Raw genomic sequence first — 21500 nt, 5'->3', positions numbered from 1 at the left:
TTCCGCTAGAGATCGCGTCACTTTCGGCGCACATTGCGCGCAACAGATAGTCCCGCAATCCCCCGCAATCTCCGGAGCGCTCCCATGAAAAAAACCATAAAAGACCTGCTGCTTGCCCTGCTCAACGCCACACTCATACTTGTGGCACTGTGCCTGTTTCTGCTCTGGCAGCTGTCAGGCACCGCCGAACGTGTGGTCGAAAGCTTTGCGCAAAATCTGCAGATTGTGAAACCGATGCAGGAGCGGGTCGCAAACCTGCAAGCAGAGGTTAGCGGATTGCGCAGCGATCTCGCCGCTCTGTCTGAGCAAGGCGCCGCGCAAAACCTGCCGGGCTCCGCCGCGCTCCAGGCTCGCGCCAACGCCCTGCAATCCCAATTGGAGGACATCAACAGCAACCTGCGCACGCTGGCGGACACGCCAGACCGTCTGATGAGCGCAGGTGTCGAGCAGTTGTCGGCGCGGGCAAGTGCGGGCTTGGGCAAGCTTGCCGCCTGCCACCTGCCGCAAACCGACAGCGCGCCGATCAACGAAGGCTCATAAGGCCTGCTGTGGCTTACTGTGCGGCCTGCAAAAGCCGCACGGTGTGGCCATAGCCGCCTTTTTCAACATAAGCGGTTTCCAGCTCTGTTGAGGGCCGCGCCAGCGCCGCATTGCGATAAGGGAACCGGCCAAACTGGCGGATCACTTCGCGATGGGCCTGTGCATGCAAAAGGTTGCTCTCGCAATCTTTCATACGGTCCACAAACATCCGCACACATTGCTCCTGATCACACAGGTTTTCCGAGTGCATCAGCGGCAGAAAGAAAAACTGCCGCGCCGGGCCGTCAATCCTCTGATCCCACTTCTTGTGCAACGCCGATTTCGCCGCACAGAGCGCCTTCCGGTCCGTGGCAAAAGCGGTGCCGCTGCCCCGGAACATATTGCGCGGGAACTGATCTGTGACAATCAGATAGGCCAAGGTACCGCTGGCATAGGTCAGCCATTGACCCAACCCGCCATCACGCGCCTTTTCCCATGTGCTCATGAACCTATTACGAATGGTCTCATCCAACACATCAGAGACCTCATACCACCCCTTCGGACCAACCTCATCAAGCCAGAACGAAAGAACTTCTTCGGGACGAACCATGCCCCCACTCCTTCTCAAATTGCTCCCCCCCCAAGGAGCTTCGTAATAAAAACGTTACACACAAACTTTGAGGGCTGAACAGTCACAAATTGCAACGGTGCGACACAGGGCGCGATTGGGGCAACACAGGTGCCCCAATGCCACGCTCGCCTTATCCGGCAGCCGCCTCCTGCTCTTCTTCCATAGCGGTCTCAATGGCCACTTCCTGTGCCACCTCAACAACCAGCGGCGAGGCATGCGGCATCACCGCCGTGAAGCTGGCGGTGTCTTCCACAGCCGCCGCCGGACGGCGCGTGGTGCGATAAAGCGCGTAAACCGCAAGGGCGGCAAGCAGGAACACCAGATAGATGAAGAAGCCGCTTGGCCCCACCAGATCCATCGCCGTACCGGTGATCATCGGACCGGCAATCGCACCAACCCCATTCACAAACACCAAGCCACCGGAGGCCGCTGCCATGTCCTCATAGTCAAGGAAGTCATTGGCGTGGGCGATCAGCATGGAATAGAGCGGGTTGGAAAACCCGCCAATCACCAGCGCCGCGATCAACAGCAGATAGTAATTGTCACCCGCCACAAAACCGATCGCGCCCCCGGCTGCGCCAATCACAGAGACAATCATAATCAGGCGGCGGCGGTCCATCCGGTCACTCAGCCAGCCCAGCGGATATTGGAAGATCGTCGCCCCCACATAAAAGGCCGCAATAAACACACTGAGCTCCGTCAGGGTCAGCCCGGCACGGGTCGCAAATACCGCCGACATGCCAAACTGCGCAGAGAACACCCCGCCCAGCAGGAACATGCCCACCACCCCAAGCGGGGAGTTGTGAAACAGCTCTTTCAGGCTCATCGGCTTGGTGGTCTCAAACGCCGGTGTCGGCGAAATCGACAGCAAAATCGGCGCAAAGGAAATCGAAACCAGCACCGAGGGGATCACAAACAGCAAAAAGCCTGTGGCATCCGGCACGGTCATCAGCCCCTGCGCAGTCACAATCCCAACCATCTGCACCATCATATAAAGCGACAGCGCCTTGCCCCGCGTCTCATTGCTCGCGGCGTTGTTGAGCCAGCTTTCCGCGGTCACATACACGCCGGAGAAACAGAACCCCATGATCACACGACCCAAAATCCAGGCAATCGGATGCTCCAGCGTCGGGAACAGAATCAATACCGCCGAGATCATCGAGCCAAGCGCCGCAAAGACCCGCACATGCCCCACCCGCCGGATCATCTCCGGGGTCATCCGGCTGCCGCCCAGAAAGCCGACAAAATAGGCCGACATCACCATCGACATCTCAAAGGTGGAGAATCCCGCACTCTCGCCGCGAATACCCAGCAGCGTGCCGTGCATGCCGTTGCCCACCATCAAGAGCAACATCCCCAGAAGCAACGCCCAGGCGCCTTTAAAAAACTCAACCATTCTGAGACCTTCTCACCTTTGCATCCATTTGCAAATGCCGTGTGCATCCTATCGCTGTCAATCACGACAAACAGATGTCGTTTTGCACGCAGCCTGAATTATTTATCAGCGCAGCACCACTATCGCCTGCGCCCGCCCTGCCACCAGAGCCGTTTTCTCATTCCCGAAATATCCCGGGGGTATGGGGGCTGGCCCCCATTCAAACCTGCGTGTGGGAGCTGGCCCCTACACCATCCGCGCAATGCCGGCCCCTTTAGGGGAGCAACAGCGACGCATCCCCGTAAGAGAAGAACCGATAGCCCTCTTTCACCGCATGGTCATAGACATTGCGGATCCGGTCTTGGCCCAGCAGCGCACTGACCAGCATCATCAGGGTCGATTTGGGCAGATGGAAATTGGTCATCAACGCATCCGCCACATGAAACTCAAACCCCGGATAGATGAAAATATCCGTGTTGCCTTCCCACGGCGCAATCTCTCCGCCCGCCGCCGCACTTTCAATCAAACGCAGCGCGGTGGTGCCCACCGGGATCACCCGCCCGCCAGCGGCTTTGGTGGCGGCAATCTCTGCTGCCGCCGCCTCGGTCACACGACCCCATTCGGCATGCATCTTATGCTCTTTGACGTTCTCGACCTTCACCGGCAGAAACGTCCCCGCCCCCACATGCAATGTCACATGGGTGAAACTCACACCGCGCGCCTTCAGCGCCGCCAAAAGCGCCTCGTCAAAATGCAACGAGGCCGTCGGCGCGGCCACCGCACCGGAGTGCTTTGCCCAAACGGTCTGATAGTCCGTCTTGTCTTTGTCATCTGCCGCGCGTTTGGCGGCGATATAGGGCGGCAACGGCATATTGCCCGCCGCTTCCAAAGCGGCGTCAAAATCATCGCCCTGCAGATCAAACTGCACCACGCCCTGCCCGTCTTCCTTGGACAGCAGCCGCCCCTTCAGACCAGCAGCAAAGATGATCTCTTCACCCTCACGGATTTTCTTCAGCGGCTTGATCAGCGCAGCCCAAGCGCCACCGGCGCGCGGCTCCAGAAGCGTCACCTCCATGCGCGCCTGGGTCTCGCCCTCAGGCCCGCTGCGCACACGATAGCCTGACAGGCGCGCCGGAATAACCTTGGTGTCGTTTAACACCAGCCGGTCACCGGGCTGCAGCCAGTCCAGCAGGTCAGTCACCACCCCGTCGATGATCTCATCACCCTTGGCCACCAACAGCCGCGCCGAACTGCGCGGTTCCGCAGGGCGTGTGGCAATCAAAGCCTCCGGGAGGTCGAAGTCAAAATCAGAAAGCTGCATCAGGGTTTGCGCCGTATGCTGTGTCAGTTGGAGGGGCTGGCGAGTCAGTTGCTCAGGTCCGGAGGCGGACGGCGGAAAATCTCTCTAAAGAAGCCCGGCGTCAAGGCCGAGAGTGGATTGACCGAAATGGATGTATCGGAGGCCGGACCCCGCATCCGGTAGTTGAACCCGATCAACCCCTCGCCGCGCCGCGCAAAAGGCCGCCCCACCACATTCACCGCGTAAATTGGCGAAATCGTGCCCTGCATATCAAACCATTGCTGCGCGAAACTGTAGGTGCCATTGGCCGAGAGACCGATAGAGGGGCCAACCGCACTGCTTTCCCCCACAATCAACTGCGCAGGGGTGATGCGGAATTTGGCAAACACATCGGAGAAAAACAGCCCCGGCCCATTCAATTGATCAATCAGCCCCACCACGCTGATCGCATTCAACAGCGCCGCAATCGCCGGCACCTGCTGCACCCGCACCGATTTGATGCTCAGACGGCCGTCATATTCGCCCTTGGCCCCGCGCGGGATCAGATCCAGAGTCATATCGCCGTTCTTGGCCGCTTTGATCACCCCCATCGAGGCTGCAATCTGCCCGCCATGACTGGATTTCACCTGTACCTGCGTGCCGTTGGCATGTGGCGCCAGCAGCCCGCTCACTGCAGGACCGCCGTTGAAATTGCCGGAGAACCGCCCGGACAGCCCTCCCTGCGTGCTCAACTCAGCTGACATCGGCGCCAGCCGGATGCCATCGGTCACCACCACCTCATCAAGCCGTGCAGTGATCGGGCCGCTGGCATTGGCAGCCCCTGCCGCACCACCTGCGCCGCTGCCGCCAGTGTCGGGCATATTGCGCATGTCCAGACGTCCGCTGGTCAACTCAAGCGCAGGGGGCGCTGTGCCGCGTCCGCGCAGCCGCCCCGTACCGCTCAACCAGCGCCCAACGGTCAGCTTGTCCAATGTGGCCACCCCCAGCCCGCCGCTTGGGGCAATGGTGATATCGCCTTCCGCCGCCAACCCCGGCGCTTCAAACCGCACGCTGTCGATGGTCGGCGGCTCTTTTATTGTCATCTCGATGGCCAGGCTGCCGGGCGTCTTCGCCGCTTTGCGCCAGCCGATGGGCGGCACCGACATGCGCACGCCCACCAGATCAGACGTCAACGTCAGCTTGGGCGGCACATCGCGGATGATCTCCATGTCATAATTCAGCGTCCCCACCTCAGAGACGGTGCCCTTGGGCAGCCCAACCTCAAATGCCTCCAGCGCCGCTTCGCTCAGCTCCGCCGTCCCCGTCAGCCAACTGCGCCCTTCGTTCTCCTTGCCGCCAAACATATGCCAATGCGCGGTGACAGGGATATCCGCCAGAGTGCCCGTTCCCTGCACATCCACCCGCTCTGGCGTCGCATGCACCGTGAAATTGCCCTTCATCTCCTTGTCAGGAATGAAATGCGTGCTGGTCACATCCAACAAATCGCCGGAAATGTCGTAATGCACCTCCTCAGGTGGCAGCTTGTCCTTCAAGAGCATTTCCGCATGCCCGGTCAGCACCGCGCGCCCGGGGGCAAAATCCACCGGCAGCTTGGCCTTTGTGAAGAGCTTCAGCGGCTCGCGATCCAAAAGCGACAGCACCGCGGTGATCGGCCCTTCCGCCTTCACATCCGCCCGCCCCGGAGAGGGCTTCAGCCGCATATCGAGCACGGTGAAGCTTGATCCTGTCACATCAATCCGGCCACCCTGATCGGCTTCCACATAGCCTTCTTCCACAGCGACCTGAAATTTGTTGTCTTTGACAATGCCAAAGCCCACGCCGCCCTCAATCGGCGGCATGGTTTTCACCGCCCGCACCACCGCGTCCTCAAACTGGAAGCCGACGTACAGATCAGGTGGCTCCGCCCCGCGCGACCGCACCGCCAGATCCACATTCTTGATCCGCGCCTGCCGGATGTTCTCCGCCACCCATTTGCGCGGCTTTGGCTCCAGACTCTTGGGCCAGACCGACAGCACATTGGTGGCCTGCACCTCATCCATCTTGGCATTCAGCGCATAATCCCAATGCGGCCCGTCCACGCCCAAACGCCCGTCCAGCACCACCTGATTGCCCGACTGACGCACCACCAGTTGCCCCAGATCCAGCTCAAACGGATCGAGCTTCAAACGGAAATCCGCAAAACTGCGCTCCAGCGCGATCGGATCATCGTCCAGATTGCGCGGGTTGGCGCGGAACTCGTTCAACGTCAGCTGCACCAAAAACTCATCCGGCACGCTGCCCTCAGGGCCGCGCAAAAACGCCTCTCCAAAGGCGGAGACCCGCACCAGATCGCTGGCCAATGACAGCTCATCAAAGCGGATTGCACTGCGCGCAGGCTCATAAGTCAGATAGCTGCGCATGCTCTCAAACGGCACCGGCCGCACCTCGCCACCGGGCTGCAAGACCCCTTCGTCGAGCTGCAGCGTGGCGTTGACGTCCCCAAGGTTGCCCTGCTCATCAAGGCTCGCCCTCAGCGCGCCCGAAATCGGCGCCCGCAGAATCTGCAACCAGCGCAGCGCCGCCGCCTGAGAGGCAAAATCCTCACTCGGAATATCCTGAAAGTTCAGCCCGAAATCCGTGGCCAGAGTGCCATAGCGCGTGGTCAGCGAGGCCTCGATTGTGCTGGCATAGCTGCGCCCGCCCAGCACCGTCATCTGCGATGACAGTTCGACCGTCTCGCCCTCACGGCGCAGGGTGACATGCCCGCCATCCACGGTCCACGCCTTGCGCGCGCGCAGATCCTCAAGCCGCAGCGTGACATCCTCGATCACAAAGGCATCCAGATGCGCCAGCGTCGGCAATTCCAGAAACTCTTCGATCTGCTCGCCGAAGGTGAACACATCCGTATCGGTCTGCAACGCGCCCTGCCCGGCAACCTGCCCCAAGACAATCCGCAGGCGGCCATCCATCTGCCGCACACCGGTGAGGGTCACGCCCGACACACGCACATCGCGGAACGAGACCTGCCGGTCCATCAGCGGCGCAAAGGCAAGGCGCACATTGATCCGCTCCACATTCACCGCGCCGCCGCCGGTCTCCGGCAGAACCTGCACCCCGCGCATCAAGATACTCGGATCCCAGTCCTGCTCAAACTCCAGCGCCACATCCTCGATCCGCACATCAATCGAGGCCAGCTGGCGGCTCAGCTCGGTCTCAATCTTGCTGCGCAGCCATTCCGGCGCAATGATCGGCCCGCTGCTCAAAAGCACCACCCCTGCCGCCGCGATCAACAGCGCAGGCACCGCAAGGCTCAACAGCGCGAGTATGCCAAACCGGCGCACACGGCCCTTTGGCTCACCCTCATCTTCGCCCTCATCCTCATCAGCTTCCGCCGAGGCGGCTGAGGTCGCCGGTTCGCTCACCGCGCCCTCTTCCGCCACAGTATCAGGCACAGCCCCTTCCGGCGCATCCGCATCCTGTCCGCGCGCCGCATCCTCCGATGTCTCCGCCTCCAGTGCGGTCTCATCGTGGTGAGCGGCGTCTCCGTCCTCATCGGCCTGCACAGGCGCGTCCCCTTCCGGGGAAGTATCCAGACTGATCTTTGTCAGGGTTGATGCCTCTGTTTGTTCTGATATTCGGAAGCCTGTATCAACAAACTATAACGCCTGGCGCTGTTTGACCCAACCCCGGCAGACATGCCCCCTGGTGGCCCAAAACAAGGAGTGTGACCATGATTGATGTCAATGAGATGGCCCCCGATTTCACCTTGCCGTCCACAGGCGGTGCAGAGGTCACTCTCTCTGCCTTGCGCCCTGCGCCGGTTGTGCTGTTTTTCTACCCCCGTGACAACACCTCAGGCTGCACCAAGGAAGCCGTCGCTTTCTCCGGCCTGCTGGCAGAGTTTGAAGCCGCAGGCGTGAAAGTATTTGGCATCTCCAAGGACAGCATGGCAAGTCACGATAAGTTTGTTGCCAAACAAGAGCTTACCGTGCCTCTTTTGAGCGATGAAAACGGCTCTGTTTGCGAGGATTTTGGCGTCTGGGCCGAGAAAAAGATGTACGGCAAAACCTTCATGGGCATTGTCCGCAGCACCGTTCTGATTGACAGCACCGGCAAGATCTCGCGCACATGGCCCAAGGTCAAAGTGCCCGGCCACGCCGAAGAGGTGCTTGAGGCGGTGAAGGCGCTCTGATGGTGCAATCTCTTGCAGACATGGCGGTGGAGGTGCTCACCACCGCCGACGGCCGTGCCAAAACGGCCCTTTCCAAACAACATGCCGCCACCTGGTTTGCCTCCCGTGAGGCCGGTGCGCCTTTGCCCATTGGCAAGGCCACGCCGCCGATGCAACCGGCCCGCCCGGCAGAACCCGCGCTTCTCGATCCGCGTGACGTGCCGCGCCGCCGCCCCGGCAGCCCACAGGGCCGCATTGCCATGCTGCATGCCGTCGCCCATATCGAGCTCAATGCGGTGGACCTGCATTGGGACATCATCGCGCGCTTCACCGACACCGAAATGCCGCTTGGGTTTTATGACGACTGGGTGAAGTCTGCCGCCGAAGAATCCAATCATTTCAATCTGGTGTGCGACAGCCTTGAAGCCAAAGACAGCTTCTATGGGGCGCTCCCCGCCCACGCGGGCATGTGGCGCGCCGCCGAGGACACCGCCGATGATCTTCTGGGCCGCCTCGCGGTTGTGCCCATGGTGCTTGAGGCGCGCGGGCTGGATGTGACGCCAGGCATGATCAAGATCTTTGAGAACGCCAAAGACGAGCAAACGCTGGAAGCCCTGCGCATCATCTATGCCGAAGAGGTCGGCCATGTGGCCTATGGCTCCAAATGGTTCAACTTCCTCTGCGGCCGCCACGCGCTTGACCCCAAAGAGCAGTTTCACACCCTCGTGCAGCGCTATTTCCACGGCGCCCTCAAGCCGCCGTTTAACGAGGAAAAACGCGCCGACGCCGGTCTGCCACCGGATTTCTACTGGCCCCTCGCCGACGAAGAGCCACCGGCCTACGCCCGCTAGCACATCTGCTAACCTCTTCGAAAACATGGTTAATGGCGCGACGCTTGGACGCGCCATCGCCGATCTCGGCGACAATTCGCCGATCAATACGCGCATATGCGCCGTGCCCTGTACCAGAAGGTCAAAATCCTTGCCGCGCCCCCATCGCGCCGTTAAGACTTTGCCGCAAGATATCGGTTAACAGATGTCAGAACATGAATGTCTCGGGGGTGAGGCGTTCGGGGATGGGACAATACGAAGGGTACTAACGTGAGAACACGCCTCGCGATCCGATTGCATTCGGTGCTTGAACGCTTTTTTCCGGAACGACGTCTTTTCCTCAGATCAGACAACGACACCCGCTTCATCCGTCTGCGGCCCAGCACCCAGCTGATCGCCTTTCTTGGCTCCTCCGCCATTGTCGCCTGGACCATCATCGCCACCGCGATTCTGCTAATGGACAGCATCGGCTCCGGCAATTTCCGTGAGCAGGCCAAGCGCGATCAGATGACCTATGAGCAGCGGCTCAATGATCTCTCCGCAGAACGTGACGCGCGCACCGATGAGGCGCTCTCGGCACAGGCGCGTTTTAACACCGCGCTGGAGCAGGTCTCCATGATGCAGTCGCAACTGCTTGAGTCCGAAATCCGCCGCCGCGAGCTGGAAACCGGCATCGAAGTCATTCAGGCCACCCTGCGCCGCACCATGCAGGAACGGGAGGCCGCGCGCGACGAAGTGGTGGCCCGCGATCAGGCCGAAGCCGAAACCCAGACCGCGCTCATCGGCACCTCACCGCTGGGCAACGACATGCTGGACGTGCTCGCCACCGCGCTGACCGAAACCGCCGCGGAGCGTGACCAACTGGTGGCCGACGCCCGCGCCGCCTCTGAAGCCGCAGATGAAATGGAGCGCGAGCTGCTTCTGATGGAAGAGAAGAACGACCAGATCTTCCGCCAGCTCGAAGACGCCATGACCGTTTCTGTTGAGCCTCTGAATAAGATGTTCACCGCCGCAGGGCTTGACCCCAAAAGCCTGATGGATGAGGTCCGTCGCGGCTATAGCGGTCAGGGTGGCCCGTTGCTGCCCCTCAGCTTTTCCTCCAAAGGTGGCGAGCTGACCGCCGAAACCCTGCGCGCCAACCGCCTGCTGGAACAGCTTGACCAGCTCAATATGTACCGCATCGCCGCCGAAACCGTGCCTTTTGCCAACCCTGTGAAGTCCGCCTTCCGCTACACTTCAGGCTTTGGCATGCGCTGGGGCCGGATGCACAAAGGCACCGATTTCGCCGCCCGCTACGGCACCCCGATCCATTCCACCGCTGATGGCGTGGTGGTGCATGCGGGCTGGCAATCCGGCTACGGCCGTCTGGTAAAAATCAGGCACGAGCACGGAATTGAGACACGTTATGCGCATCTGGCGAAAATCCGCGTAAAAGTTGGTCAAAGAATCTCGCGCGGAGACCGCATTGGTGATATGGGCAACTCTGGACGCTCGACCGGCACGCATCTACACTATGAGGTGCGCGTCAATGGCCGTGCTGTGAACCCGATGACATTTATCAAGGCTGGAAGAGATGTTTTCTAAAAGCAAAATCAACGACCCCGCACCGAAATCTGACACTCCGGCCTCCCCCGCTGCCGAATCCGCTATTCCTGCGGCCCCTGCCAAAGCGAGCGATTTCAAATCCGCACCAAAGGCAAAGCCGCCAGCCTCTGTGCTGTCCTCTGATCTGCACATCTCCGGCAATCTGAAAACCACCGGTGACATTCAGGTCGAAGGCACCGTTGAAGGCGACATCCGCGCCCATCTGCTGACCGTTGGCGAAACCGCCACCATCAAAGGCGAAGTGATTGCTGATGACGTGGTGATCAACGGCCGCATCGTGGGCCGCGTGCGCGGTCTGAAAGTCCGCCTCACCTCTACCGCTCGTGTGGAAGGCGACATCATCCACAAAACCATCGCCATCGAAAGCGGCGCGCATTTCGAAGGTTCCGTGCAGCGTCAGGAAGACCCGCTGACCGGCGGCAAAGCCGCTCCGGTCGCCGCAGCAGCCCCTGCTGCCGCACCGGTCGCCAAAGGCGCCAAGTAAAGATCTTCCCATTGGGAAACATCTACCGCCGTCGCCTCCGGGCTGCGGCGGTTTTTCTTTGCGCCGGGTGCCGCTGCTCCAACTTCACGCCCCAAGTGCCTCTGACAAAAGGCTTCCTTTGAACGCCCACGCCTCCTACCATCTCGCCCATGTGATTTATGAGGTACGTTATGTTCAACAAATTATTTGCAGAATTTATTGGCACCTTTTGGCTTGTTCTCGGCGGCTGCGGCAGCGCGGTCCTCGCCGCTGGCGTCGCGGATGTGGGCATCGGCTGGCTCGGTGTCAGCCTGGCCTTCGGCCTCACCGTTCTGACCATGGCCTATGCGGTGGGCCATATCTCCGGCGGGCATTTCAATCCGGCGGTCAGCTTGGGCCTGATGATTGCGGGCCGCTTTGAGGGCAAAGACCTGATCCCCTACTGGATCGCACAGGTGGTTGGTGCCATCGCCGCCGCCCTCGTGCTCTATCTGATTGTCTCCGGCGCACCGGATTTTGCAGGCGCAGGTGGTTTTGCCTCCAACGGCTATGGCGAGGCCTCTCCGCAAGGCTATTCCATGATCTCCGCGCTGATCACCGAGATTGTGATGACAGCGGCCTTCCTCTTTATCATCCTGGGGGCCACATCCCACGGCGCGCCCATCGGTTTTGGCCCGATTGCAATTGGCTTGGCCCTGACCCTGATCCACCTAATCTCCATCCCGGTGACCAACACCTCCGTCAATCCGGCCCGCTCCACCGGCGTTGCGCTCTTTGCAGACGGCCCTGCCCTTGCCCAGCTCTGGCTCTTCTGGGTGGCCCCGCTTGTAGGGGCCGCAATTGGCGCTGTGCTCTGGAAACTCGCCAGCACGGATGACTGACGAAACGTGAAATAGTGGCGTGCGCCGCCGCACCGGCCCGCGCCCTGCCCCTACCTGCTGTGAGATAAATTTCATCTCCTAAGACACATCTCTGTGAGTGGGGCTTTGGCGCGTCTTTTGCCCTGCCTCACTTCACCTCTCCTTAACCACGTATCTCTAAGCCTTGATTTAGTTTTGACGAAAATCAGGGATCCTAAAATTGCTGGAAAATCAGCCCGCCCCGACCGCACAGAATGTGCCCCCCTTCCACGCCCCGAACACAGCCAAAGAACAGGCCGACGCGCTTGTGGCCCGTGCCCAAAACGCCCCGCTGGGCGATGGCGGCCTTACCGCTTCCAAGCTTCTGTCTGAAGCGCTTGAGATTGATCCGCACCACCACGAGGCCCAGCTTCTGCGCGAACAGCTGCACCAGATGTTTGTCCCGCGCTGGCATTTCCCCATGATGGCCGACAAAACCCGCAACGCCGCTTACGCCGAAGCTATTGCCGCCAAGGTGAAACCCGGCGACATCGTGCTCGACATCGGCTCCGGCGCGGGCCTCACCGCCATGCTGGCAGCGCGCGCTGGCGCCGAACATGTCTACGCCTGCGAACAGCAGCCCATGATCGCCGAGGCCGCCAAACGTGTGATTGCCGCCAATGGTCTCAGCCACAAGATCACCGTGATCTCCAAATGGTCCCACAACATCGTCATTGGCGAAGACATGCCGGAACGCGCCGATGTGGTGCTGTCTGAGATTGTGGACAGCAACCTTCTGGGCGAAGGCGCATTGGCCACACTGGCCCATGCCATGGCCACCCTCGCCAAACCCGGCGCCCGCGCCATCCCCGAAAGCGGCACTGTCCGCGCGCAGTTGGTGGAAAGCGAGAAACTCGTCAACCTCTGGCGTCCGCAGGAGGCCGAAGGCTTTGACCTCAGCGCCTTCCACCATTTTGCCTCCGTCGCGCAGGTCACTCCCAATGACTTCACCGCCTGCGGCCTGCGCCCCCTTGGCCCCACCACCGATCTCTTCCATTTTGATTTTGCCAACCCGAGCATTGATCCCGACCGTGTAACCACCGAGCTCACCAGCGCGGGCAGCGGCACAATCCACGCGGTCTGCCTCAGCTTTGAAATGGTGCTCGCACCGGGCATCTCTGTGAGCAACGGGCTTGGAACCGACGATGATACAGACGGCCACTGGGGCCGCACCGCCTACCTTCTGGACCGCGCCGTGCCCGCCCACAAGGGTGCTCGCCTGACCATCACCGCCCAGCACGATGCCACCAAGCTCAGTATCTCCGTGCACGAGCAACCCCATGTTATCGTCAACAACAGCGACAAGCCGATCATCCAAACCGCTTGGCAACCACAGCTCGAGATGCGCGCCGTCACCGCGCACTGAGCCCGCTGCAGGCCCGACAAAAAAACGCCGACCACAGAGCACTCTGCGGTCGGCGTTGTCATGTCTGAACCTGCGAGGGATAGCCCCGTCGCAGATCTATTCTCAGATCACTCGGTCCCAGATCACTCTGTCACGGTGACCTTTTTCATCACATCCGGCGCGCCGGTGATGGCACCGCTCTGACGGTGGCCGCGCTTGATTGCGTCAACCACATCCATGCCTTCGGTCACTTTGCCCACAACGGTGTACTGACCATTGAGGAACGTGCCTTCGTCAAACATGATGAAGAACTGGCTGTTTGCGCTGTTTGGGCTCTGGCTGCGCGCCATGCCAACCACACCACGCTCAAAGCTCAGGTCGGAAAACTCCGCAGGCAGATCCTGCTGATCGGAGCCACCACGGCCCGAGTAGCGTGCGTCGTAATCTTCGGAAGAGACATCGCCGAACTGCACGTCGCCGGTCTGCGCCATGAAGCCCTGGATCACCCGGTGAAACGCCACATTGTCGTATTCACCTTTGGCGGCCAAATCGGCAATGCGCGCCGCGTGCTGCGGTGCCACATCCTCAAACAGGTCGATCACGATGGTGCCATTGGCCCCTTCGCCTGCGACCTCGATCTCAATGCCGGAGGCCAGCGCAGGGCTGGCCAGCACGGCAAAAGCGGCTGCAAGCTTAAGCGTCGACATCAGCAGCCACCTTCACGCTGATCATGCGGTCCGGGCTGGCAGGTGGCTCACCGCGAACAATCGCGTCCACATGCTCCATGCCCTCAATCACACGGCCATAAACGGTGTACTGACCGTTCAGGAAGTGGTTGTCGGAGAAGTTGATGAAGAACTGGCTGTTCGCGCTGTCTGGCATCTGGCTGCGCGCCGCACCCAATGTGCCACGGTCATGTGGCAGCTTGGAGAATTCCGCCTTCAGGTTTGGCAGATCAGAACCACCGGTGCCCGCCATGCGGATGTTGAAGTCTTTTTCCATGTTGCCGTTGGCCACATCGCCAGTCTGCGCCATGAAGCCGTCAATCACACGGTGGAACGCCACATTGTCATACTGACCGGAACGCGCCAGCTCTTTCATGCGCTCGCTGTGCCCCGGTGCCACATCCGGCAGCAGCTCAATCACAACAGTGCCGTCTTTCAGTTCCATCAGGATGGTGTTCTCGGGGTCTTTGATCTCGGCCATTGGGGCGCTCCTCATCTGAATTCTTGGGCGCTAGTTAATCATCTGCGCCGCGAATGCCAAGTGATCGTTGACCCAGCCCGCCAGTACGCTAGGTAGACCACAACATAATTTCTTTGGAGATTTCGATCATGGCGTGGAAAACCCTCGGTCAAATGGATCTGAACGGCAAACGGGTGCTGACCCGGGTGGACATCAATGTGCCTGTGGCTGACGGGATTGTGACCGACACCACCCGCATCGACCGCATTGTGCCAACCGTGCGCGACATTCTGGCCGCCGGTGGCAAGCCGATCCTTTTGGCGCATTTTGGCCGCCCCAAAGGCGAGCGCGTGCCGGAGATGAGCCTGCAGCAACTGGTGCCCGCACTTGAAGCAGCCTTTGGCACCTCTGTGCTCTTTGCCGCCGATTGCGTTGGTGCCGCCGCTGAGGCCGCCGTTGAGGCGCTGCCTGAAGGTCAGGTTCTGCTTTTGGAAAACACCCGCTACCACGCAGGTGAAACCAAGAACGACGCCGAGCTGACCGCGCAGATGGCCGCCCTTGGCGATGTCTTCTGCAACGATGCGTTCTCCGCCGCCCACCGCGCCCACAGCTCCACCTGTGGCCTCGCCCACGCTCTCCCCGCCTGCGCGGGCCGTCTGATGCAGGCAGAGCTCTCCGCGCTTGAAGGCGCGCTGGCCACACCTGTGCGCCCTGTGACCGCCGTTGTCGGCGGCGCAAAAGTCTCCACCAAACTGGAGCTGCTCGGCAACCTTGTGGCCAAGGTGGATCACCTCGTGATCGGCGGCGGCATGGCCAACACTTTCTTGGCAGCCCAAGGCATCGACGTTGGCAAATCTCTGGCCGAACACGACATGACCGACACCGCGTCCGAGATACTCGCCAAAGCCAAAGAGGCTGGCTGTAACATCGTGCTGCCCACCGACGTTGTGGTCGCGCGCAAATTTGCCGCCAATGCCGCCAATGAAACTGTCGCCTCTGATGCTTGCCCGGCGGATGCTATGATCCTGGATGCGGGTCCGGCCACCGTGGCCGCCGTGGCTGAGGTGTTTGAAGCCTCCAAAACCCTGATCTGGAACGGCCCCATGGGCGCCTTTGAGATCGAGCCTTTCAATGCCGCCACCGATGCGGCCGCGATCAAAGCCGCCGCGCTCACCAAATCTAGCGCGCTGGTCTCTGTGGCTGGCGGCGGCGACACCGTGGCGGCCCTGAACGCCTCCGGCGCAGCGGCAAACTTCAGCTACATCTCCACCGCAGGCGGCGCGTTCCTTGAATGGATGGAAGGCAAAGAGCTGCCCGGCGTGGCGGCCCTGAACCAGTAAACGCTGCGCAGTTAGGCAGCTTGGGCACAATCGCCTCTCATGGCTGGCGCTGATTTAAATCGAGCCTCAAATTAAACCTCGATAGCGCCACCATAATTGAAGTCCCGACCCCGCTCGCCTATAGCGGGGGTAATGGGGACATAACCCTTTATTCTCAACAGATTTTGACCGGGGACACCAATGTCTAATCAAGCACAAGCCGAAAAGATTTCCGCCGGAAACGGTTTTATCGCCGCGCTGGACCAATCCGGTGGCTCCACACCCAAGGCGCTCCGCCTCTATGGCGTTGAAGAAACCGCCTACAGCTCGGACGCGGAAATGTTCGACATGATCCACGCCATGCGCTCCCGTATTGCGCAGGCCCCAGCCTTCACCGGCGACAAAGTGGTCGGCGCGATCCTCTTTGAAATGACCATGGACCGCGACATCGACGGCCAGCCCTCCCCGACCTTCCTCTGGGAGCAGCGCGGCGTCGTGCCTTTCCTGAAAGTCGACAAAGGCCTCGCGGATGAGGAAAACGGCTGTCAGGTGATGAAGCCGATGCCAGAGCTTGACGCGCTTTGTGAGCGTGCGGCCGCCAAAGGCGTGTTTGGCACCAAGATGCGCTCCGTGATCTCTGCCGCCAATGAGGCCGGCATCAAGGCGGTTGTGTCCCAGCAGTTCGAAGTGGGCAAACAGATCCTCGGCCACGGCCTCGTGCCGATCATCGAGCCAGAGGTGACCATCTCCATCGCTGACAAATCCGAAGCCGAAGACATTCTGCTTGGCGCGTTGACAGCAGAGCTCGACGCCCTGCCAGAGGACAAGCAGGTCATGCTGAAGCTCACCCTGCCCAACACGGCCAACCAGTACAAAACCTTGGTGGACCACCCGCGCGTGATGAAAGTGGTTGCGCTCTCCGGTGGCTACAGCCGCAAAGAAGCCAACGCACGCCTTTCTGAGAACACCGGCATGATCGCAAGCTTCTCCCGCGCCCTGACCGAGGGCCTCTCTGCCCAGCAGACCGAAGAAGAGTTCAACGGCACCATCGCGGACTCTATCGAGACCATCTATCAGGCCTCCATCGCAGGCTAAGGGCCGCAGGCCTATCAAACATCCAAGGCGCTCCTCATTGGGGCGCCTTTTTTCATGCCGCCTCTTCCCAGCCGCAATTCTGCGGGGTGCAGCGCACTCTCAGCGCCCTAAGAGACCCTTTGCGCAACGCCCGTTGTGTCCACGATCAGCGCCGCCACAAACCGCCGAAAAATCGCACCTACGCGATACCGTAGGGATACCGACGTGATACCGAACATCGAATTTTCGCCGATTCCGCAAAATCCGCCAAAAATTAACGTCCCCCGTTTCATAGTAAAAAAATCTTCGACATTTTTGAGGTGCAAAATCAGCTGCGCCTTAATATACTGTTTTTTAACTAAATTTGAGTAACGTGCGCCGCGTTTGGCCGATATTAACCCCTGATGTTTTATGCTGCCAAACGTTGTCATCCCGCCCACAGAGGTATAAAAACAACGCCTTGCGGCAATTTTTTCCGACATTGTCTTAAGAGTTTCACAGCAAGAATCACCTAAGCTACATTAGTCCAAAGACGCCGCAAAAGGCGCATTAGAGGCAAAAATGACAGGTACATCCCCCCGCCCAGCTCTTGGTGCTGTTGTGTTTTTTGGTTTGGCGTTTGCGCTGGCGATCTACTTTACCTTTGCCGCCGTGCAGGGCGACTACGGCTTGTTCCGCCGTGTCGAAATCCTCGCGGAGAAGCAACAGCTTGAGGCCGAGCTTGCCCTCGCTCAGGCAGATGTTGCTTATATGGAAAACCTCACCCGCCGCCTGTCAGACAGCTATCTGGATCTGGACCTGCTGGACCAACAGGTGCGTGACGTGCTGGGCATGATCCGAGCCGACGAAGTGGTGATCCGCTGACCGCTGCGCCTACAGGAAGAGTTTAAAAAGCTTAGGCAAACCTCTCTGGTTTCAACAACTTAGACCAGCACTCCGCTGCTCAAGAATACGTCTCCCGGCCCCGCTCCACAGCTTCCTGAAAACCAAACGCTTTTTTCGCTCGCCACCGCTTCGGGCTTCCGCTACCATTTTCCCAAGTATGGTTTAAAGTTAAACCATTTAGCACTTGGGAGGAACCACGATGGCGGCGAAACGTGCGGCGAAAAAGCCCAACGTCTCGGGTGAAGAGCTCACACAATATTATCGCGACATGCTTCTGATCCGGCGCTTTGAAGAGAAAGCCGGTCAGCTTTACGGCATGGGTTTGATTGGCGGATTCTGCCACCTCTACATCGGACAGGAAGCCGTTGTGGTGGGGCTGGAAGCCGCCACAGAGGAAGGCGACAAACGCATCACCTCCTACCGCGATCACGGCCACATGCTGGCCTGTGGCATGGACGCCAATGGCGTGATGGCCGAACTCACCGGGCGTGAGGGCGGCTATTCCAAAGGTAAAGGCGGCTCCATGCATATGTTTTCCAAGGAAAAACACTTCTACGGCGGCCATGGCATCGTCGGCGCTCAGGTGCCGCTTGGCGCAGGCCTCGCTTTTGCGGACAAATACAAAGACAACGGCCGCGTGACCTTCACCTACTTCGGGGACGGCGCCGCCAACCAGGGTCAGGTCTATGAGACCTTCAACATGGCCGCTCTCTGGGATCTGCCCGTGGTCTTTGTGATCGAAAACAACCAATACGCCATGGGCACCGCTCAGGCGCGTTCCACCTCATCGCACGACATTTACAAACGCGGCGAAGCCTTTGGCATTCCAGGGGAAATGGTCGACGGCATGGATGTGCTTGCGGTGAAAGACGCGGGCGAACGCGCTATCAAACACTGCCGCTCCGGCAAAGGACCTTACATCCTTGAGGTGAAGACCTACCGCTATCGCGGTCACTCCATGTCTGACCCCGCCAAATACCGCACCCGCGAAGAGGTGCAGAAGATGCGCGAGGAGCGTGATCCCATTGAAAACGTGCGTCAAATGCTGCTGACCGGCAACCACGCCAGTGAGGATGATCTGAAAGCGATCGACAAAGAGATCAAAGCCATCGTCAACGCCTCCGCTGATTTTGCCAAAGAGAGCCCGCTGCCTGATGAGGCCGAGCTCTGGACAGACATTTACGCCTAAGCCCCGGACGAGAGGACATTTATCATGGCTACTGAAATTCTCATGCCAGCCCTGTCGCCCACTATGGAAGAGGGCACCTTGGCCAAATGGTTGGTCAAAGAAGGCGACACCGTACAATCCGGCGACATCTTGGCCGAGATTGAAACCGACAAGGCCACCATGGAATTTGAAGCCGTTGACGAAGGCGTCATCGGCAAGATTCTGGTGGCTGAGGGCACCGAAGGCGTCGCGGTCAACACCGCCATCGCGATCCTCGCCGAAGACGGCGAAGACGTCAGCACGCTGGAAGCCGCCACAGCCCCTGCTGAGGCCGCTGCACCCGCAGATGATGCCTTAGAGGCCAACAGCGCCGCACCTGCCACTGTCGCAGCTCCAGAGGTCCCCGCACCTGATCTGAGCCCGGATTGGCCTGAAGGCACCCCCATGAAGTCTCAGACCGTGCGTGAGGCCCTGCGCGACGCCATGGCCGAAGAGATGTGCGCCGACGGCGATGTCTACCTCATGGGCGAAGAAGTGGCCGAGTATCAGGGCGCCTATAAGGTCAGCCAGGGTCTGCTCGACGAGTTTGGCAGCAAACGGGTGATCGACACGCCGATCACAGAACATGGGTTTGCCGGCATTGCAGTCGGTGCCGCCTTTGGCGGGCTGAAGCCAATTGTTGAATTCATGACATTCAACTTTGCGATGCAAGCCATTGACCAAATTATCAATTCGGCGGCCAAAACGCTCTATATGTCCGGCGGTCAGATGGGCGCGCCCATGGTGTTCCGTGGCCCCAACGGTGCCGCTGCCCGCGTCGGCGCGCAACACAGCCAGGATTACGCCGCATGGTATGCCCAAATCCCGGGCTTGAAGGTGGCGATGCCTTATTCGGCCTCAGACGCCAAAGGCCTGCTGAAATCCGCCATCCGCGATCCGAACCCGGTGATTTTCCTGGAAAACGAGATCATCTACGGCCGCAGCTTTGACGTGCCCGACATCGAGGACTTCACCATTCCTTTTGGCAAGGCGCGCATCTGGCGTGAAGGCTCTGATGTGACCATCGTGAGCTTCGGCATCGGCATGCAATATGCGCTTGAGGCGGCCGAGAAGTTGGCTGAAGACGGCATTTCCGCCGAAGTCATCGACCTGCGCACCCTGCGCCCGATTGATTATGACACGGTCATTGCCTCGGTGATGAAAACCAACCGCTGCGTAACCGTTGAAGAAGGCTGGCCGGTTGGCTCCATCGGCAACCACCTCTCGGCCACCATCATGCAGCGCGCCTTTGACTTTCTGGACGCCCCGGTGATCAACTGCACCGGCAAAGACGTGCCCATGCCTTACGCCGCAAACCTCGAAAAACTGGCGCTGACGACCACCGATGAGGTCATCGCGGCGGTGAAACAAGTGACCTATCGCTGAGGAGAGACGCAGATGCCCATAGAAATCCTCATGCCCGCGCTTTCCCCTACGATGGAAGAAGGCACTTTGGCCAAATGGCTTGTGAAAGAAGGGGACACGGTCTCCTCCGGTGATTTGCTCGCGGAAATCGAGACCGACAAGGCCACGATGGAGTTTGAAGCCGTCGAAGACGGGATTGTCGGCAAAATTCTGGTTCCGGAAGGCTCCGAAGGGGTCCAGGTCAACGCCGTTATCGCCATTTTGCTCGAAGATGGCGAAAGCGCGGACGATCTTGGCGCCGCACCTGCCGCTGCGCCTGCAGAGGCACCCGAGGCCCACAAAACACCCGCTGCCAGCGCCCCTGCGCCCTCCGCTCCTGTCAGCTCCGATGGCAACCGTATCTTTGCCTCACCGCTCGCGCGCAGAATAGCGGCCGACAAGGGTATTGATTTGGCCACACTCACAGGCTCCGGCCCGCGCGGTCGGATCGTGAAAGCTGACGTGGAAGGGGCAAGCGTCGCACCAGCCGCAGCCAAAGCGCCGGCAAGTGTTTCAGCCGCCCCAGCTGCAAAAGCTGCTCCAATGGCCAGCGGCCCCGAAACGGATACCATCCTGCGCATGTATGCAGACCGCGACTTTGAAGAAGTCGCGCTTGATGGCATGCGCAAAACCATCGCTGCACGTTTGACAGAGGCCAAACAGTCAATTCCGCATTTCTATCTGCGGCGTGACATCAAACTGGACGCGCTTCTGGCCTTCCGCAGCCAATTGAACAAACAGTTGGTAAAACGCGGCGCAAAGCTCTCGGTCAATGATTTCATCATCAAAGCCTGTGCATTGGCCCTGCAAGAGGTGCCGGATGCCAATGCCGTCTGGGCCAGCGACCGGATTTTAAAGCTCAAACCCTCCGATGTGGCCGTTGCGGTCGCCATCGACGGTGGCCTTTTCACCCCGGTGCTCAAAGACGCGGAAATGAAGTCATTGTCCGCCCTATCAGCGGAGATGAAAGACCTCGCCGCCCGTGCCCGAGACCGCAAACTGGCCCCACATGAGTATCAGGGCGGCAGTTTTGCGATTTCCAACCTCGGCATGTTTGGCATCGACAACTTTGACGCGGTGATCAACCCGCCTCATGGCGCAATCCTCGCCGTCGGCGCAGGTGCGAAGAAACCTGTTGTTGATGAGGACGGACAAATCAGCGTGGCCACGGTGATGTCTGTCACCCTGTCTGTCGACCACCGTGTGATCGACGGCGCTTTGGGCGCGCAGTTGCTGCAGTCCATCGTCGACAATCTCGAAAATCCAATGGCGATGCTCGCCTGAGCGTCGCTTTGTCGGAGGTGAGATG

At 59.9% G+C, this 21500-nt stretch carries 20 protein-coding genes; 13 read left to right on the top strand and 7 right to left on the bottom strand.

The window, feature by feature from the left end; all coding sequences use genetic code 11:
* Positions 1-84: 84 nt before the first annotated feature.
* Positions 85-540, top strand: a complete 456-nt coding sequence (locus J7400_RS09160) for a hypothetical protein (RefSeq protein ID WP_209062301.1) — start codon at positions 85-87, stop codon at positions 538-540.
* A gap of 13 nt (positions 541-553) precedes the next feature.
* On the opposite strand, the gene J7400_RS09155 is transcribed toward J7400_RS09160, so the two are convergent.
* The 4 genes from J7400_RS09155 to J7400_RS21400 all read right to left on the bottom strand — a co-directional run bounded on the left by J7400_RS09155 (position 554) and on the right by J7400_RS21400 (position 7367).
* Complete coding sequence (locus tag J7400_RS09155; protein WP_209062299.1) at positions 554-1129, bottom strand: DUF924 family protein; 576 nt, start codon at positions 1127-1129, stop codon at positions 554-556.
* Between the two features lie 151 nt (positions 1130-1280).
* Positions 1281-2546, bottom strand: a complete 1266-nt coding sequence (locus tag J7400_RS09150; RefSeq protein ID WP_209062298.1) for an MFS transporter — start codon at positions 2544-2546, stop codon at positions 1281-1283.
* A 253-nt stretch (positions 2547-2799) separates the two neighbouring features.
* Positions 2800-3846 carry a tRNA preQ1(34) S-adenosylmethionine ribosyltransferase-isomerase QueA gene (gene queA / locus J7400_RS09145; protein WP_209062296.1) on the bottom strand — a complete coding sequence of 349 codons (1047 nt, stop codon included), beginning with the start codon at positions 3844-3846 and terminating at the stop codon, positions 2800-2802.
* Positions 3847-3890: 44 nt separating this feature from the next.
* The gene (locus J7400_RS21400) at positions 3891-7367 is read right to left on the bottom strand and encodes an AsmA-like C-terminal region-containing protein (protein ID WP_209062294.1); all 3477 of its coding nucleotides are present in this window, start codon (positions 7365-7367) and stop codon (positions 3891-3893) included.
* Positions 7368-7534: 167 nt separating this feature from the next.
* Between J7400_RS21400 and J7400_RS09135 the strand changes: the two genes are divergently transcribed.
* From J7400_RS09135 to J7400_RS09110, 6 genes are all read left to right on the top strand, one after another.
* Positions 7535-7996, top strand: a complete 462-nt coding sequence (locus tag J7400_RS09135) for a peroxiredoxin (RefSeq protein ID WP_209062292.1) — start codon at positions 7535-7537, stop codon at positions 7994-7996.
* Positions 7996-8826 (top strand): ferritin-like domain-containing protein, encoded by an 831-nt coding sequence (locus tag J7400_RS09130; protein ID WP_209062290.1) that lies wholly within the window; start codon positions 7996-7998, stop codon positions 8824-8826. The genes J7400_RS09135 and J7400_RS09130 overlap by 1 nt, the downstream gene beginning before the upstream one ends.
* Positions 8827-9075: 249 nt before the next feature.
* Complete coding sequence (locus tag J7400_RS09125) at positions 9076-10389, top strand: M23 family metallopeptidase (protein WP_209062288.1); 1314 nt, start codon at positions 9076-9078, stop codon at positions 10387-10389.
* Positions 10379-10894, top strand: a complete 516-nt coding sequence (locus tag J7400_RS09120; RefSeq protein ID WP_209062286.1) for a polymer-forming cytoskeletal protein — start codon at positions 10379-10381, stop codon at positions 10892-10894. The genes J7400_RS09125 and J7400_RS09120 overlap by 11 nt, the downstream gene beginning before the upstream one ends.
* Positions 10895-11064: 170 nt before the next feature.
* Positions 11065-11754 (top strand): aquaporin Z, encoded by a 690-nt coding sequence (aqpZ, locus tag J7400_RS09115; protein ID WP_209062284.1) that lies wholly within the window; start codon positions 11065-11067, stop codon positions 11752-11754.
* Positions 11755-11989: 235 nt separating this feature from the next.
* On the top strand, positions 11990-13138 hold the full coding sequence (locus tag J7400_RS09110; RefSeq protein WP_348540171.1) for a 50S ribosomal protein L11 methyltransferase: 1149 nt from the start codon (positions 11990-11992) through the stop codon (positions 13136-13138).
* 122 nt (positions 13139-13260) lie between these two features.
* On the opposite strand, the gene J7400_RS09105 is transcribed toward J7400_RS09110, so the two are convergent.
* Together J7400_RS09105 and J7400_RS09100 are read right to left on the bottom strand one after the other, a co-directional pair.
* Complete coding sequence (locus J7400_RS09105) at positions 13261-13824, bottom strand: peptidylprolyl isomerase (protein WP_209062280.1); 564 nt, start codon at positions 13822-13824, stop codon at positions 13261-13263.
* A complete protein-coding gene (locus J7400_RS09100) occupies positions 13811-14323 on the bottom strand; it encodes a peptidylprolyl isomerase (RefSeq protein ID WP_209062278.1) in 513 nt (170 codons plus the stop codon). The genes J7400_RS09105 and J7400_RS09100 overlap by 14 nt, the downstream gene beginning before the upstream one ends.
* A gap of 128 nt (positions 14324-14451) precedes the next feature.
* On the opposite strand from J7400_RS09100, the gene J7400_RS09095 reads away from it, so the two are divergent.
* Positions 14452-15642, top strand: coding sequence for a phosphoglycerate kinase (locus J7400_RS09095; RefSeq protein ID WP_209062276.1), 1191 nt, complete (start codon positions 14452-14454; stop codon positions 15640-15642).
* A 180-nt stretch (positions 15643-15822) separates the two neighbouring features.
* The gene (locus J7400_RS09090; RefSeq protein WP_209062273.1) at positions 15823-16716 is read left to right on the top strand and encodes a fructose bisphosphate aldolase; all 894 of its coding nucleotides are present in this window, start codon (positions 15823-15825) and stop codon (positions 16714-16716) included.
* A 107-nt stretch (positions 16717-16823) separates the two neighbouring features.
* Here the strand turns inward: J7400_RS09090 and J7400_RS09085 are convergent, their stop codons facing one another.
* A complete protein-coding gene (locus tag J7400_RS09085) occupies positions 16824-17177 on the bottom strand; it encodes a hypothetical protein (RefSeq protein WP_209062272.1) in 354 nt (117 codons plus the stop codon).
* A 79-nt stretch (positions 17178-17256) separates the two neighbouring features.
* Here J7400_RS09085 and J7400_RS09080 point away from each other — a divergent pair, with 79 nt between their 5' ends.
* The 4 genes from J7400_RS09080 to J7400_RS09065 all read left to right on the top strand — a co-directional run bounded on the left by J7400_RS09080 (position 17257) and on the right by J7400_RS09065 (position 21475).
* Positions 17257-17559: a septum formation initiator family protein gene (locus J7400_RS09080; RefSeq protein WP_209062270.1), complete on the top strand. Its 303-nt coding sequence runs from the start codon at positions 17257-17259 to the stop codon at positions 17557-17559.
* A 220-nt stretch (positions 17560-17779) separates the two neighbouring features.
* Positions 17780-18769: a pyruvate dehydrogenase (acetyl-transferring) E1 component subunit alpha gene (gene pdhA / locus J7400_RS09075; RefSeq protein WP_209062264.1), complete on the top strand. Its 990-nt coding sequence runs from the start codon at positions 17780-17782 to the stop codon at positions 18767-18769.
* A 24-nt stretch (positions 18770-18793) separates the two neighbouring features.
* Positions 18794-20173 carry a pyruvate dehydrogenase complex E1 component subunit beta gene (locus J7400_RS09070; RefSeq protein WP_209062262.1) on the top strand — a complete coding sequence of 460 codons (1380 nt, stop codon included), beginning with the start codon at positions 18794-18796 and terminating at the stop codon, positions 20171-20173.
* A gap of 12 nt (positions 20174-20185) precedes the next feature.
* A complete protein-coding gene (locus tag J7400_RS09065) occupies positions 20186-21475 on the top strand; it encodes a pyruvate dehydrogenase complex dihydrolipoamide acetyltransferase (RefSeq protein WP_209062260.1) in 1290 nt (429 codons plus the stop codon).
* Positions 21476-21500 lie beyond the last annotated feature (25 nt).

It is taken from the genome of Shimia sp. R9_2, assembly GCF_017743735.1.
In the GTDB taxonomy this organism is placed as follows: domain Bacteria; phylum Pseudomonadota; class Alphaproteobacteria; order Rhodobacterales; family Rhodobacteraceae; genus Shimia.
This window is presented reverse-complemented; position numbering and strand designations above follow the sequence as displayed.

Excerpts from the sequence above, each read along its gene's own strand:
- J7400_RS09160 (WP_209062301.1), top strand. The coding sequence starts at position 85 with ATGAAAAAAACCATAAAAGACCTGCTGCTTGCCCTGCTCAACGCCACA.
- J7400_RS09155 (WP_209062299.1), bottom strand. The coding sequence starts at position 1,129 with ATGGTTCGTCCCGAAGAAGTTCTTTCGTTCTGGCTTGATGAGGTTGGT.
- J7400_RS09150 (WP_209062298.1), bottom strand. The coding sequence starts at position 2,546 with ATGGTTGAGTTTTTTAAAGGCGCCTGGGCGTTGCTTCTGGGGATGTTG.
- queA (WP_209062296.1), bottom strand. The coding sequence starts at position 3,846 with ATGCAGCTTTCTGATTTTGACTTCGACCTCCCGGAGGCTTTGATTGCC.
- J7400_RS09135 (WP_209062292.1), top strand. The coding sequence starts at position 7,535 with ATGATTGATGTCAATGAGATGGCCCCCGATTTCACCTTGCCGTCCACA.
- J7400_RS09130 (WP_209062290.1), top strand. The coding sequence starts at position 7,996 with ATGGTGCAATCTCTTGCAGACATGGCGGTGGAGGTGCTCACCACCGCC.
- J7400_RS09120 (WP_209062286.1), top strand. The coding sequence starts at position 10,379 with ATGTTTTCTAAAAGCAAAATCAACGACCCCGCACCGAAATCTGACACT.
- aqpZ (WP_209062284.1), top strand. The coding sequence starts at position 11,065 with ATGTTCAACAAATTATTTGCAGAATTTATTGGCACCTTTTGGCTTGTT.
- J7400_RS09105 (WP_209062280.1), bottom strand. The coding sequence starts at position 13,824 with ATGTCGACGCTTAAGCTTGCAGCCGCTTTTGCCGTGCTGGCCAGCCCT.
- J7400_RS09100 (WP_209062278.1), bottom strand. The coding sequence starts at position 14,323 with ATGGCCGAGATCAAAGACCCCGAGAACACCATCCTGATGGAACTGAAA.
- J7400_RS09095 (WP_209062276.1), top strand. The coding sequence starts at position 14,452 with ATGGCGTGGAAAACCCTCGGTCAAATGGATCTGAACGGCAAACGGGTG.
- J7400_RS09090 (WP_209062273.1), top strand. The coding sequence starts at position 15,823 with ATGTCTAATCAAGCACAAGCCGAAAAGATTTCCGCCGGAAACGGTTTT.
- J7400_RS09085 (WP_209062272.1), bottom strand. The coding sequence starts at position 17,177 with ATGTCGGAAAAAATTGCCGCAAGGCGTTGTTTTTATACCTCTGTGGGC.
- J7400_RS09080 (WP_209062270.1), top strand. The coding sequence starts at position 17,257 with ATGACAGGTACATCCCCCCGCCCAGCTCTTGGTGCTGTTGTGTTTTTT.
- pdhA (WP_209062264.1), top strand. The coding sequence starts at position 17,780 with ATGGCGGCGAAACGTGCGGCGAAAAAGCCCAACGTCTCGGGTGAAGAG.
- J7400_RS09070 (WP_209062262.1), top strand. The coding sequence starts at position 18,794 with ATGGCTACTGAAATTCTCATGCCAGCCCTGTCGCCCACTATGGAAGAG.
- J7400_RS09065 (WP_209062260.1), top strand. The coding sequence starts at position 20,186 with ATGCCCATAGAAATCCTCATGCCCGCGCTTTCCCCTACGATGGAAGAA.